The organism is Sodalis sp. RH16, assembly GCF_047324245.1.
Classification (GTDB): domain Bacteria; phylum Pseudomonadota; class Gammaproteobacteria; order Enterobacterales; family Enterobacteriaceae; genus Acerihabitans; species Acerihabitans ligni.
In genome coordinates this window covers 5,875,163-5,889,346 of record NZ_CP178737.1, presented here as the reverse complement: position 1 = coordinate 5,889,346, position 14,184 = coordinate 5,875,163, and the positions used below count along the sequence as shown (strand labels likewise).

11 protein-coding genes are annotated in these 14,184 nt (G+C 60.6%); 9 read left to right on the top strand and 2 right to left on the bottom strand.

What is annotated here, in order from left to right; all coding sequences use genetic code 11:
* Nucleotides 1-203: 203 nt before the first annotated feature.
* Nucleotides 204-2,267 (top strand): TonB-dependent copper receptor, encoded by a 2,064-nt coding sequence (locus ACL2XJ_RS26875; RefSeq protein ID WP_413725132.1) that lies wholly within the window; start codon nt 204-206, stop codon nt 2,265-2,267.
* 16 nt (nt 2,268-2,283) lie between these two features.
* Here ACL2XJ_RS26875 and mnmC read toward each other — a convergent pair whose 3' ends face one another.
* Nucleotides 2,284-4,302, bottom strand: a complete 2,019-nt coding sequence (gene mnmC / locus ACL2XJ_RS26870; protein WP_413725131.1) for a bifunctional tRNA (5-methylaminomethyl-2-thiouridine)(34)-methyltransferase MnmD/FAD-dependent 5-carboxymethylaminomethyl-2-thiouridine(34) oxidoreductase MnmC — start codon at nt 4,300-4,302, stop codon at nt 2,284-2,286.
* Nucleotides 4,303-4,457: 155 nt separating this feature from the next.
* Between mnmC and fabB the strand changes: the two genes are divergently transcribed.
* Nucleotides 4,458-5,669 carry a beta-ketoacyl-ACP synthase I gene (fabB, locus tag ACL2XJ_RS26865; RefSeq protein WP_132927171.1) on the top strand — a complete coding sequence of 404 codons (1,212 nt, stop codon included), beginning with the start codon at nt 4,458-4,460 and terminating at the stop codon, nt 5,667-5,669.
* Between the two features lie 99 nt (nt 5,670-5,768).
* Here the strand turns inward: fabB and flk are convergent, their stop codons facing one another.
* Entirely contained in the window at nt 5,769-6,803 is a 1,035-nt protein-coding gene (flk, locus tag ACL2XJ_RS26860) for a flagella biosynthesis regulator Flk (RefSeq protein ID WP_132927173.1), read from the bottom strand.
* A gap of 303 nt (nt 6,804-7,106) precedes the next feature.
* Between flk and pdxB the strand changes: the two genes are divergently transcribed.
* The 7 genes from pdxB to dedD all read left to right on the top strand — a co-directional run bounded on the left by pdxB (nt 7,107) and on the right by dedD (nt 14,061).
* Nucleotides 7,107-8,240 carry a 4-phosphoerythronate dehydrogenase PdxB gene (gene pdxB, locus ACL2XJ_RS26855; protein ID WP_413725130.1) on the top strand — a complete coding sequence of 378 codons (1,134 nt, stop codon included), beginning with the start codon at nt 7,107-7,109 and terminating at the stop codon, nt 8,238-8,240.
* Between the two features lie 17 nt (nt 8,241-8,257).
* Nucleotides 8,258-9,268, top strand: coding sequence for an aspartate-semialdehyde dehydrogenase (locus ACL2XJ_RS26850; RefSeq protein WP_132927177.1), 1,011 nt, complete (start codon nt 8,258-8,260; stop codon nt 9,266-9,268).
* Complete coding sequence (gene truA / locus ACL2XJ_RS26845; RefSeq protein ID WP_132927179.1) at nt 9,268-10,089, top strand: tRNA pseudouridine(38-40) synthase TruA; 822 nt, start codon at nt 9,268-9,270, stop codon at nt 10,087-10,089. Before ACL2XJ_RS26850 ends, truA begins: the two co-directional genes overlap by 1 nt.
* 42 nt (nt 10,090-10,131) lie before the next feature.
* Nucleotides 10,132-10,785: a DedA family protein gene (locus ACL2XJ_RS26840; RefSeq protein WP_413725129.1), complete on the top strand. Its 654-nt coding sequence runs from the start codon at nt 10,132-10,134 to the stop codon at nt 10,783-10,785.
* 209 nt (nt 10,786-10,994) lie between these two features.
* Nucleotides 10,995-11,915, top strand: coding sequence for an acetyl-CoA carboxylase, carboxyltransferase subunit beta (accD, locus tag ACL2XJ_RS26835; RefSeq protein WP_132927183.1), 921 nt, complete (start codon nt 10,995-10,997; stop codon nt 11,913-11,915).
* Between the two features lie 72 nt (nt 11,916-11,987).
* Complete coding sequence (gene folC / locus ACL2XJ_RS26830) at nt 11,988-13,256, top strand: bifunctional tetrahydrofolate synthase/dihydrofolate synthase (RefSeq protein ID WP_413725128.1); 1,269 nt, start codon at nt 11,988-11,990, stop codon at nt 13,254-13,256.
* Nucleotides 13,246-14,061, top strand: a complete 816-nt coding sequence (gene dedD, locus ACL2XJ_RS26825; RefSeq protein WP_413725127.1) for a cell division protein DedD — start codon at nt 13,246-13,248, stop codon at nt 14,059-14,061. Before folC ends, dedD begins: the two co-directional genes overlap by 11 nt.
* Nucleotides 14,062-14,184: the final 123 nt, after the last annotated feature.

Here is a 14,184-nt window from a genome sequence, read left to right as displayed (position 1 = left end):
CCCGATCCCTTGTCCCGCGATTCGCCTTAACACGCCTGACCACGGCTGTGGTCAGGTTATCCAGGCGGCTCTCCCGCTGATTAAAACGGCCGGAACGGAGTTTCCGCCTGGCGAACCGGCTTCTTTCCCCGGCATTGCCATTATCTCTTCGGCCTGTCTCCACCGACCGTTGGTCAAAGGACGTTTACAAATAAGGAAAGTTGATGTTTATCAAATTCTCTCTCCCTAAAAACCTGCCCGGATATCGCGGTTTTGTCCGTCTGGTGCCCATTTTCACCCTGGCGGCGCTCAATGGCGCCGCCGCACAGCCCGTCTTGCCGGAAGAGCGCGACGATCCGCGGCGGAAAAACGGGGATGCGGAGGTCATGACGGTTACCGCTCCGCGGGGTTCTCCCCTGACGGTGGTTACCTCGCCCAGAACGCCGCGCCAGCCGGTTCCCGCCAGCGATGGCGCTGACTACCTTAAAACCATTCCGGGATTTTCCCAGGTCCGCAACGGCGGGACTAACGGCGATCCGGTCTTTCGCGGCATGTTCGGCTCGCGCTTGAAGATACTTGCCTCCGGAGCGGAAGTCCTCGGCGCCTGTCCCGGCCGCATGGATGCGCCTACCGCCTATATCTCGCCGGAAAGCTTTGACCTCTTGACCCTGGTAAAAGGACCGCAAACGGTGTTATGGGGTCCCGGCGCTTCGGCGGGCGTCGTGCGGTTCGAACGGACCCGTCCCCGTTTTGATCAAGGCATGGCCGGCGCCGATGCCGGCCTGCTGGCAGGATCCAACCGGCGCCTCGATAAAAATATCGATGCTCGCCTGGGGAGCGATCGGGGCTATTTGCAGTTGATCGGCACGCAGTCGCGGGCCGGGGATTATAGGGACGGTGCGTATCGGCGTGTTCCGTCCCGCTGGAATAAATGGAGCGGGGACGCGGTATTGGGTTGGACGCCGGACGCCGACACGCTGGTGGAGTTCAGCGGCGGCAAGGGCGATGGCGAGGCCAGCTATGCCGGCCGTGGCATGGACGGTTCGCAGTTCAGGCATGAGCGCCTCGGCGCCCGTTTCGAGAAACAGGATATCGGCCGAATATTGGACAAACTGGACGCGCAGATTTACTACGGCTATGCCAACCATGTGATGGACAATACCACCCTGCGTACCCCAGCCAAACCATTGGCTTGCTGCTGCAAATCAATGCGGCATGCCGTGAGCGCCGCCAAACGCAAAAACCTGGATCGGCGCACCGTCGGCGGGCGCGTCGTCACCGACTGGCTATGGCAGGACCTCAAGCTGCAATCGGGCGTGGATATGCAAGCCGATAGCCACCGCGGCAAAACCGACCGGACCTGGTTCAAAGACGCGCAATTTGCGCATTACGGCGCATTTGGCGAACTGACCTGGTTTGCCGGCGAGACGAGCCGCTATGTCGGCGGGGCGCGTATCGATCGGCATCGGGGGAAAAAATACGGTTTTGAAAACCAGCAATCCCGATCTGCCGCCACCCCCGCCGGTTTTGTCCGTTACGAACACCGGCCGGCGGCGCTGCCGTTCATGTTTTATGCCGGATTGGGCTATATCGAGCGCTTTCCGGACTATTGGGAGCTGTTTTCTCCCTCTGCCGGGCCCGGCGGTGGCGCCCCTTTCACTAACTTGAAAAGTGAAAAGACCAGCCAGATTGATATCGGCGCCCACTACAGCGGAGCAAAATACAATGGATGGATCTCGGCTTACCTGGGGCGGGTCAACGACTTCATCCTTATCAAATACGATCCGCAAAACGCCAACCGCAGCCAGGCCGATAATACCGATGCGGTCATTATGGGCGGGGAAGTGGGGCTGGAATATCCGTTAACCGAACGGTGGAAAGCCGATGCCGCGCTGGCCTACTCATGGGGCAAAAATAGCCGTGACGGCCGGCCGTTGCCGCAGATGCCGCCCCTGGAGGCGCGGGTGGGCCTGGTATATGAAAGAGAGCAATGGAGCGCCGCCGGGTTATGGCGCGTTGTCAGCGCCCAGCGTAGGGTGGCCTTGAATGAAGGCAACGTGGTGGGGAAGGACTTTGATGCCGGTGCCGGTTTCGGCGTACTGTCGGCCAACGTCGCGTTCAAGCTGACCGAACAGGTGAAGATAAGCAGCGGCATCGATAATATCTTTAATAAACGCTATAGCGAGCACTTGAACCTGGCGGGCAACAGCGGTTTCGGTTATTCCGCCAACGAGCCGGTGAATGAACCAGGCCGAACGGTATGGGCGAAACTGAACCTCTCTTTTTGATCCTCACGGCGTTGGCTCAAAGCTCACGCCCTTTCAACAGCTTTTTTACCCAGAAGCGGTTGGGGCTTAGTGCCGCCGACAGCTCCCGGCTAACGGGGAGCGGCTCGCCGAAGATTTGCGCCGCCAGGATTTCCGCCGCCAGCGGCGCTGAGCACAGTCCCCGCGAGCCCAGGGCACCCAGCATAAAGAGATTCGCGTGGTGGGGGGCAAGTTCGATGGCGCCGCCGCTCTCCAGCAATTGGGGAAGGTGCCGGTAATGGGCCAGCGTAGCGGCATAATCGGGCACATTGCCCACCATGGGCATATGGTCCCGCGCGGTGCTGCGCACGCCGCAGCGCGCCTGGTCATGATGGATATCCACGCTGCCGGTCCATGCCTGATGCGGCAGGCAGGCGGTAAGCCGGTCCAGATTCTGCCGCTGCTCGGCGGGGCTGAAATCGGTGCTTTCATCATGCCACACCGCGCTGGCGCCCAGGCTGTGGGTCTGGTAGCCGGGGCTGGCGGGCGTCAGGTAGCCGTCATAGCAGAGCACCTGTTTCAGGGCGTTCAGCGCCGGTACGGCGGGAATATGGCTCACCTGCCCGCGCACGCTGGTGAGGGGCAGGGCGCTGGTGAACGGCCACTGCAGCAACTGATGGCCGTTGGCCAGCACCACCACGGCATGATTGGCGAAGGCGCCGTGGGAGAACCGCAATTGCCAGCCGGTGGCGGTGGGCTCCAAACGTTCTGCACGGTGCCCGTAATGGATACTCATGCCGTATTGCCGGCCCCTTTCCACTATACCGGCTATCAGCTGCGCCGGATTGAGCCAGCCCCCCTGGGGATAGGTGATGCCGCCGGTACCGGTAGCCAGTCCGGTCAGTTGCTCCATCTCCCCGCTCTCCACGCCGCGCACCAGGGTTTCGGGCAAATCCAGCGCCAGGATGTCGCGCAGCTTGCGGGCGCTGCGCGAATCATAGGCCAATTGCGTTACGCCGCACCATTGATGTTCAAACGAAATGCCCTGGCGCGCGAATTCCCGGTAGCAGCGACTGGCGAAGGGGAACGCGGCGGCGAAAAATTGCGTCAGCGCCTCGTCCTCAATATTGAGCAAGGGATACAACGCGCCCTGGCGGTTGCCGGAGGCGCCCATAGCCAGGGCGTCGTCGGCGCAATAGAGGGTAACCCTTGCTCCGCGCCGCTGTAATGCCGCCGCGCATAACGCGCCGGCAATGCCGCCGCCGACTATCGCCACTTCCTGCGGCTCGGCTGGACTGTGCCGGTGATACCAGGGCGTGCCGTTGATCCGGGGGGCGACGGTAGAAAGCTGTCCGGACAGCATTTCCCGTTTTTGACCGAAACCCGTCAGCTTGTCGACCTTGAATCCCGCCGCCTGCAATCCCCGCCGGACGAACCCGGCGGCGGTAAACGTGGCAAAAGTTCCCTGCGGCCCGGCCAGGCGTGCCATGGCCTGAAAAAGCCTATCGCTCCACATGGCGGGATTTTTCGCCGGAGCAAAGCCATCAAGGAACCAGGCGTCCGCCTGGCCGTTCAGGCTGTCGTCCAGTCCCGGCAGTACTTCGTTCACCTCGCCGAACCACAGGTCCAGCGTCACCGCGCCGCCGTCCAGGATCAACCGGTGACAGCCGGCGATGGCCGGCGGCCATGATTCACGCAATGGTGATGCGTAATCGGCCAATTCCGGCCAGCGTTCGTGGGCCAGCGCCAGATCGGCGACCCGCAGAGGGAATTGCTCAACGCTGACGTAATGCAGCCGCCGCAGGATTGCGTCAGGATTGTCCCGGCGGAACCGATGGAATGCCTGCCATAGGGCCAGAAAATTCAGACCGGTGCCGAAACCGGTCTCCGCCACGGTAAAAGACGCCCGGCGATGCCCGGTAAAACGCGCTGGCAGGCCGTTGCCCCGCAGAAAAACATAGCGGGTTTCTTCCAGCCCGTCCTGATTGGAAAAGTAAACGTCATCAAATTGTCGGGATACAGGTGTACCCTGTTCGTTCCAATTAAGCACCGCATGGCCGATAGGGGCGGGATTCAAGGCGATAGCCTCATTTATCAAGGAGTGAAGCGATTCTAACCATGTGTGCTTCGGGGCGCAAATTTTGCAAACTTCGTCTGATCGGACTTGTTCAGCGTACAACTGTAAGCTAAAGTGCCACACAGAATCTCATATATAAATACAAGAGGTATTAAATGAAACGTGCAGTGATTACCGGCCTGGGAATTTTATCGAGTATCGGGAACGACCAGAAAGAAGTTCTGTCCTCCCTGCAACAAGGTCGCTCCGGAATCACTTTCTCTCAGGAATTGAAGGATTCGGGCATGCGCAGCCATGTCTGGGGCAATATCAAACTCGATACTACCGGGCTCATCGATCGGAAAATTGCACGCTTTATGAGTGATGCTTCAATTTATGCTTATCTCTCCATGGAACAGGCAATCCAGGACTCCGGACTGAGTCCCGAAGACGTTTCCAACGACCGCACCGGCCTTATCGTGGGTTCCGGCGGCGGTTCGCCGCGTAATCAGGTGGCCGGTTCGGACGGTATGCGCGCTCGCGGCCTGCGCGGCGTCGGCCCCTATATGGTTACCAAAGCCATGGGTTCCGGCGTGTCCGCCTGTCTGGCGACGCCGTTTAAAATCCGCGGCGTCAACTACTCCATCAGTTCCGCCTGCTCCACGTCTGCTCATTGCATCGGCAATGCGGTGGAAATGATCCAGTTGGATAAGCAGGATGTGGTTTTTGCCGGCGGCGGTGAAGAGCTGTGCTGGGAAATGGCCTGTGAATTCGACGCCATGGGCGCGCTGTCCACCCGCTATAATGAAACCCCCGCCAGAGCCTCGCGCACCTATGACGTCAATCGCGACGGTTTCGTCATCGCCGGCGGCGGCGGCATTGTAGTGGTGGAAGAGCTGGAGCATGCGCTGGCCCGCGGTGCGCATATCTATGCCGAAGTGATCGGCTACGGCGCCAATTCCGACGGTGCCGATATGGTGGCGCCGTCCGGGGAAGGGGCGATTCGCTGTATGAAAATGGCGCTGAAAAATGTCGATACGCCCATTGACTACCTGAATGTCCACGGTACATCTACCCCGGTAGGGGATGTGAAAGAGCTGTGGGCCATTCGCGAAACCTTCGGCAGCAAGCAGCCGGCGTTTTCATCCACCAAAGCCATGACCGGTCATTCGCTGGGGGCGGCGGGGGTGCATGAAACCATTTTTACCCTGCTGATGCTGGAGCATAATTTTATTGCGCCGAGCATTAATATCGAGGAGCTTGATCCCCAGGCGGAAGGCATGAATCTTATCACCGAGCCCACCGAACGCCGATTGACCACCGTGATGACCAACAGCTTTGGTTTTGGCGGCACTAACGCCACATTGGTGATGCGTAAATATCAATAAACCGGTCGGCTTTCCTCCACCGCCATCAAACCTAAACCACCTGGATACCGTCACCGGTCGAAGGTGGTTTTTTGTTATGGCAGGAACAATCGCCCGGCGCTAAATCAGCAGCCAAATCAGCACTAATACCGCCAGCAGCGCCAGCACCACCGCCCAGCGGCTTTTGGCGATACCCACGGTGTGTTCCCTCGGTTCGGTGGCGATCAGGGGATTCATGGCCGGTTGCAACAGGCGACCGTCGGCGGTTTGGTGTTGGCTTTGGGTACGCGACAGGCGGTAGATAAACAGGAACTGCATCACCGCGCTGACCTGGGCGGGCGTCAGCACGCTTTGCGCGGTGGCGTTGAAATGCTGCAGGCAGTAGGCTTCAATCGCCTGCTGCTCATCGCTGCTGGTGGGCTGTTTCAGGGTGGCCTGTACCGTTGCCAGGGTGGGGGAGGCTTGTTGTGACAGTGTCACATGGCCCTGGACAAACTGCATCAGCAGGGGAAAATGGCGAGCCGGAATGGGATCGCCGGCCTTCAACCCCATCATGGTCATCAGGCTCTGCCAGGTATCCGTCGGCGATTCGCCGGTTACCGCCGCCAGCCGGATGACTTGCTGATTCAAAGCACTGTGCTCGGCGGGCAGCAGGGTCCGGTCCGAGATGGCGGCCTGCTGCGGTTTGGGAATGTCCAGCCGGCCCTGTTGCAACAGTTCCACTACCTGCTGCAGCTGTTCGGGATCCAGCTGGCTCAGGACGGTATGGCCGAACTCCCGCCGGATATAATCGCTCACCGCCTGGCGGTTGTTACCCTGTGGCAGCAGGTCGGTTAACTGTTGCATCAACTGCCGGCCGGCATGGGTCTGCTGCGCCTGATCGAGACGCCCTTGCAGCAATTGTTCCGCGGGCAGGAATTGACCTGAGGTCAGTTCCCCCTCGCCGGGTATATTCAGCTGATGGCGCAGAGCGGCCCAGATTTCGGGGGACTTGCTGCTGCTCAGCGCCATGATTTTGACTATCAGCCGTTCAAGCGCGGTGCGTTGCGCGGTGCTGAGCGGGCTGTCAGCGTCCCGCACAACAGACGGAGCGCCCATCCGACCCTGTGGCTGTTCCCCCGGTACCGGGTTGCCGGGACCTTGTACAGGTTGCATATGACTCATCCTTTCGTAGAGAGGGTTGCTGCCATTCAACCCGGTCATATCGGCGGGCGTCTGAAAATAGTGCGGCGAATAATAACAAGTCGCACAATTATAGGGTAGCAGCAAGCGTCAGGAAGGCATTTTCTGCTGTTAATGGGTGCGGCGTCGAAAAAAAAACCGCTTCATGCAGCGCTCTCGGTAACAGGTTGTGCTGAAATTTTGCATGTTAGCATTGGGTTTCCATGGCTTTCAGTGGCAGAATATTCTCCTTTTTTATATTCAATGACAGCCTGTTCATGGCTGACGGAGCCCGATGTGGAAATCCTGGTGGACGAAAACATGCCTTACGCCCAAGAGCTGTTCAGCCGGTTAGGGGAGGTGCGGCCGGTTGCCGGGCGTCACATCACCGCCGAGGAGCTGCGGGAGGCCGACGCGCTGATGGTGCGCTCCGTAACGCCGGTGAACGCCGGCCTGCTGCAGGGCAGCGGGGTGAAGTTTGTCGGCACCGCCACCGCGGGCACCGATCATGTGGACGAGGAGTGGCTTACCGGCGCCGGCATCGGCTTTTCCGCGGCGCCGGGCTGTAACGCGGTGGCGGTGGTAGAGTACGTTTTTTCCTCGCTGCTGTGGCTGGCGGAGCGGGACGGATTTGCCCTGAAGGATAAAACCATCGGCATTATCGGGGCGGGCAATGTCGGCGGCCGGTTGAACCGTCGTTTAATGTCACTGGGCGTACGTACCCTGGTGTGCGACCCGCCCCTGGCCGCCAGCGGCGCCGCCGGTCCGTTTTACCCGCTGGAAAAACTGGTGGCGCAAGCGGATGTGCTGACCTTCCACACGCCGCTAAACCGTTCCGGGCCCTATCAGACCTGGCATCAGGTGGACGATGAGCTGCTGGCGGCCCTGCCGGACGGACGGATCCTGGTTAATGCCTGCCGCGGCGGGGTGGTGGATAATGCCGCCCTGCTGGCCGCCCTGGAACGGGGCAAGAAGCTGAGCGTTATCCTGGATGTCTGGGAACCGGAGCCGGCGCTGTCTCTGCCGCTGCTTGGCCGGGTGGATATCGGCACGCCCCATATCGCCGGCTACTCTCTGGAAGGCAAAGCGCGCGGCACCACCCAGGTTTACGAGGCTTACAGCCAATTTCTCGGCACGCCGATGCATGCCCCGCTGGAGCGGCTGCTGCCGGCTCCGGCGGTTGAACGGGTGCGGATACGCGGGCCCGTGGACGAAGGGATGCTAAGGCGGCTGGCGCATCTGGTGTATGATGTGCGCCGCGATGACGCGCCGCTGCGGCGCCAAGCGGCCGTGCCGGGAGAATTCGATCGGCTGCGCCGGCAGTATCAGGAGCGCCGCGAGTGGTCGTCGCTGCGGGTGGAAAGCGATGACCCCGTCAGTATCGGTCTGTTACGGGATCTCGGTTTTAACGCCGTCCCCGCGGATTCTTAACCTTTCTGGAGAACATCATGTCTGACGGCTGGAATATCGCCCTACTGGGTGCGACGGGCGCAGTGGGTACTGCGTTGCTGGAATTATTGCAGGAACGGCAGTTTCCGGTAGGGGAACTCTATTTATTGTCCAGTGAGCGAAGCGCCGGCGAGACGCTGCGTTATGACGGCAAAAGCTATTTGGTGGGAGATGCCGCGCAGTTCGACTGGTCGCAGGCGCAGCTGGCGTTTTTTATCGCCGGCAGCGCCGCCAGCGCAAGCTATGCCGATCAGGCCGCGGCGGCGGGCTGCCTGGTTATCGACAGCAGCGGCCTGTATGCCCTCGAGCCGGATGTGCCGCTGGTGGTGCCCGGCGTGAACGACCAGGTGCTGGCGGACTATCGCAACCGCAACCTGGTGGCGGTGGCGGACAGTTTGACCAGTCAGCTGTTGCTGGCCATCAAGCCCTTGACCGAACAGGCCGGGTTAGCGCGTCTGAATGTGGTAAACCTGCTGTCGGTGTCCGGGCAGGGCAAATCGGCGGTGGATGCCCTGGCAGGGCAGAGCGCGCGTTTACTGAACGGGCTGCCCGCCGAACCGGGATTTTTCAGCCGGCAACTGGCCTTTAATCTGCTGCCGCTGTTGCCGGATGAAGAGGGCAGCGTGCAAACCGAGCGCCGCCTGGTGGACGAGGTCCGCAAGATATGGCTGGACGAAGGGCTGCCCATTTCCGTGGGTACGGTCCAGGCCCCGGTGTTTTACGGCCACGCGCAAATCGTGCATATGGAAACCCAGCGTCCCATGGGGGCGGGGGAGGCTCGCGATTTGCTGGACAGCGGTGAACATCTGAGCGTCAGCGAAGAGCAGGATTACCCTACCCAGGTGGAGGATGCGTCCGGACAGGTGCAACTGAGCATCGGCTGTTTGCGCAACGATTACGGTATGCCGGATTTGCTGCAATTCTGGTCGGTGGCGGATAATGTCCGCTTCGGCGGCGCGCTGATGGCGTTGCTCACCGCGGAGCTTCTGGTAACGGAGTATTTGAATTAATGTCGCAGGCGGTATCGGGATTCGCCTCGGCGCCGATGAAAATCGCGCTGGGCATTGAGTACGACGGCAGCCGTTTTTACGGCTGGCAACGGCAGCAGGAGGTGGTCAGCATCCAGGCTTGCCTGGAACAGGCCTTGTCCAAGGTGGCGGACGAACCGGTGACGGTGTTTTGCGCCGGTCGCACCGATGCCGGCGTGCACGCCACCGGCCAGGTGGTGCATTTTGAAACCCGCGCCCGTCGTGAGGATGCCGCCTGGACCCTGGGAGTGAACGCCAATTTGCCGGCGGACGTGGCGGTGCGCTGGGTGTCCGGCGTGGCGGCGGAATTTCACGCGCGTTTTAGCGCCACGGCCCGCCGTTATCGCTATATTATTTATAATCATCCTTATCGCCCGGCCATATTGTCCCGCGGCGTGACGCATTTTTATCATCAGCTGGATGAACATAAAATGGAACGGGCCGGGCGCTGCCTGCTGGGAGAGCATGATTTCACGTCGTTTCGCGCCATGCAGTGCCAATCCCGCACCCCGTGGCGCAATGTTAAACATTTAACGGTCACCCGTCAGGGCGCTTATGTGGTGGTGGATATTAAAGCGAATGCTTTCGTGCATCATATGGTTCGTAATATTGTAGGCAGCCTAATGGAAGTGGGGTGCGGGCGCCAGGGGGAGGGCTGGATTGAAGAGCTGCTGGCGGCCCGCGACAGAACCCTGGCGGCGGCCACCGCCAAAGCGGAAGGCTTATATTTGGTGGCGGTGGATTATCCGGCGAGCTTTGCTTTGCCCGTGCCGGCCTTGGGACCGTTGTTTTTGGCGGAATAACATTTTATTGATACCTTTTTTCGCGTCCGGGGACGGTTATATATGGAATTGATCCATTTTGTCGTAGATTTTATCTTGCATATTGACGTTCATTTGGCGGAGTTGGTGGCGCAGTACGGCATCTGGATTTATGCCATCCTGTTTTTGATTCTGTTTTGCGAAACCGGCCTGGTAGTGACGCCTTTTTTACCGGGAGACTCGCTGTTGTTCGTCGCCGGCGCGCTGGCCGCCCTGCCGTCCAACAGCCTGGATGTGCATCTGATGGCGCTGTTGATGGCCTGTGCGGCGGTGCTGGGGGATGCGGTCAACTACACCATCGGACGGCTGTTCGGCGAAAAGCTGTTCAGCCGTCCCGATTCCAGGATTTTCCGCCGCAGCTATCTGGATAAAACCCACGGGTTTTATGCCCGCCACGGCGGCAAAACCATTATCCTGGCCCGTTTTGTGCCAATCGTCCGCACCTTCGCGCCGTTTGTGGCCGGCATGGGACATATGTCATATCGTCATTTCGCCCTGTTCAACATTGTCGGCGGCGTGTTATGGGTTGCCCTGTTCACCTATGCCGGCTATCTGTTCGGCGATTTGCCGGTGGTGCAGAGTAATCTTAATTTACTGATTGTGGCCATTATCGTACTGTCCGTATTGCCCGGTCTGATAGAAGTGTGGCGGCACCGGCGGGCCGCACGGCGAGGATAATGCGCTTTTTACCGCTGCGTTAGGCGTGAATTATACGCATCGGGCAGAGTTTTCTATCCCAACTCGTTGGCGGTTATGGTTTAATGGGCAACATTTTCAAAGACCATTACTTTCCCCCGCGGAAGATGGCGGCGAATGTTATGCCCGCTCAGTGGTCTTACTATGAATAGCGGACTGGCGCTTGCCAGGTTCAGACAGAAAGGTTATCGATGAGCTGGATTGAACGAATTCTCAATAAGAGCACTATCACCCCGGCGCGCAGGGCGAATATCCCTGAAGGCGTCTGGACGAAATGCGATAGCTGCGGCCAGGTTTTATATCGTGCGGAGCTTGAGCGCAACCTGGAGGTTTGTCCCAAATGCGATCACCATATGCGTATGACCGCGCGCGCGCGTTTGCTCTCCTTCCTGGATAAAGGCAGCGAAGTGGAGCTGGGCAGCGAGCTCGAACCGCGGGACATTCTCAAATTCAAAGATTCGAAAAAATACAAGGATCGCCTGGCGGCGGCCCAGAAGGCCACCAACGAAAAAGACGCCCTGGTGGTCATGAAAGGCTCGTTATACGGTATGCCGGTGGTGGCCGCGTCGTTTGAATTCGCCTTTATCGGCGGCTCCATGTCGTCGGTGGTGGGCGCGCGTTTCGTCCGGGCGGTGGAGCAGGCGCTGGAAGACGAATGTCCGCTGATCTGTTTTTCCGCCAGCGGCGGCGCCCGCATGCAGGAAGCGCTGCTGTCGCTGATGCAAATGGCGAAGACCAGCGCCGCCCTGGCAAAACTGCGGGCCCGGCGTTTACCCTATATTTCCGTGATGACCGATCCCACCATGGGCGGCGTTTCGGCAAGCCTGGCCATGCTCGGCGATCTGAACGTCGCCGAACCGAAAGCGCTGATAGGCTTCGCCGGTCCGCGGGTGATAGAGCAGACGGTACGGGAAAAATTGCCGGCCGGTTTCCAGCGCAGCGAGTTCCTGCTGGAAAAAGGGGCTATCGACATGATCGTGCGCCGGCCGGAGCTGCGCCTGAAACTGGCCGGTCTGCTGGCCAAATTTACCCACCGGCCCCAGCCGGAAGCCACCCATATGCCGGAGCCGCGACAAGAATTCATTCCCGAGGAGCATCAGGACGGGGTATAACCGAGACTCAGCCCGCCGCTGCAATCGGTCCGGGGCTTTTTAGTAAATCAGTACAGTCAATGAACGGGACGTATGGAAAAGCTTCTTACTCCTCAAGCCACGTCGCCGCTGGCCGCGTGGCTTTATTACCTTGAGCGCCTGCATGCCAAAACCATCGACCTGGGCCTGGAACGGGTAGGTTCGGCGGCTGCCCGCCTGCTGTTGCTGCGGCCCGCGCCGTGGGTTTTCACCGTGGCGGGCACCAACGGCAAAGGCACCACCTGCCGTCTGCTGGAAACGATTTTGCAGGCCGCGGGCTATAGCGTCGGCGTCTACAGCTCGCCTCATATGCTGCATTATGCCGAACGGGTGCGTATCCGCGGCGAAGAATTGCCCGAAGCGCGGCACAGCGAGGCCATGGCGGCTATTGAGTCCGGCCGCGGCGACATCTCCCTCAGCTATTTCGAATTCGGCACCCTGGCGGCCCTGTGGCTGTTTAAACAGGCGCGTCTGGACGTGGTTATCCTCGAGGTCGGGCTGGGCGGACGCCTGGACGCTACCAATATCGTCGATGCGGATGTGTCGGTCATCACCAGCATCGGTCTTGACCACACTGAATTATTGGGACCGGATCGCGAAAGCATCGGCCGGGAAAAGGCCGGCATCCTGCGCGGCGGCAAACCGGCGGTAATCGGTGAGCCGGACCGTCCGTCCTCTATCGACCTCTACGGACAAACCGTGGGGGCGAAGCTGTACTGCCGCGATCGCGACTGGTGGTATGAACGCAATGAGGACAGCTGGTGCTGGCGTGACGAAGAAGTTTCATACACCGGCCTGCCGCTGCCGACGATTCCGCTGGCCAATGCCGCCACCGCCCTGGCCGCCCTGCGGCGTTCGTCTCTCAAGTACGACGAGGCGGCCATCCGCCATGGACTCGAGACGGCGTCCCTGCCGGGCCGTTTCCAGATTGTGCGGCGGCATCCTTTATGTATCCTCGACGTGGCGCATAATCCCCATGCCGCCGGCTATTTGTCCGCCCAGCTCTCACAGCTGGCGGTAGCGGGCAAAGTCCGGGCGGTGGTGGGCATGCTGGCCGACAAGGATATTCCCGCTACCCTGGACTGCCTGCGCGGACAGGTGGACGAATGGTACTGCGCCGGCCTGGACGGGCCGCGCGGCGCCAGCGCGGCTCAGGTAGCGGCCCATCTGGACAGGGCGCGCCGGTTCGACGACGTGGTCGATGCCTGGCGCCAGGCGCTGCAGGACGCCGATCCGGCGGATTGCATACTGGTGTTCGGGTCGTTTCATACCGTTGCGCCGGTCCTGGCGGTGGTTAACGCGGAGAAACAACGTGGCGAGTAAATTTCAAAACCGCCTGGTGGGCACCATTATCATCGTCGCGCTGGGAGTGATAGTGCTGCCGGGCCTGCTGGACGGCAAAAAGAAGCATTATCAGGATGAATTCGCCGCCATCCCCCTGGTGCCCAAACCGGGGGATACCGATGAAACCGAGGTGTCTCCCCAGGCCAACCAGGCGTTGCCCAGCCAGCCGCCGGAAGGGGCGGGGGCTGCCGTGGAGCAGGCTAACAACGCCCCGGCAGGGGAGTCGCAGTCGGCGGCGCCGGTCCCCGATGCCCCGGAACAACCCGCCATTGTGGTGCCAAAGCCCAATGCGCCCGCCGCGCGTCAGGAGCAGGTGAAACCGGCGTCCCGTCCGGCGCAGGCCAAGCCGGCGGTGAAGCCGGAAAACAGACCGTCGTCCCCGGCGGCTCAAACGGCGCCGGCGAAACCCATCGCCAGACCGGAAAGCAAACCGGCGCCCTCCCCGGAGGATACGGCGCCCAGGCCCGTGGCCGCGGCACCGAAACCCGCCGCGCCGGCGCCGAAGCCCGAAGCGCAGCAAACCACCGAGCAGGCGCCGAAGGGCCAGGCCTGGGTGGTACAGCTGGGGGCGTTGAAAAACGCCGCCAAGGTGACTGAAATCACCGCCAAGCTGAGGCTGTCGGGTTATCGGGTCTATACCGTGCCGTCCCAACCGGTGGCGGGCCAGATTACCCGGATCTTTGTCGGACCGGACGCCTCAAAGGATAAGCTGCAGGGCGCGCTGCCGGAAATGAATCAGTTAAGCGGCCTGAGCGGCCAGCTGCGTGCCTATCAGGTACGTTAACCGTGGGAGGAGCGGAGCAAAAATGCCGGCTTTTTCACCGTTCCGCTCTATCTTCCTGCGGCGGGCGGCTTTTTTTAATCGCCGTTATTTATTTAATGACAGGACGGAATTCCGGTGCGCAAA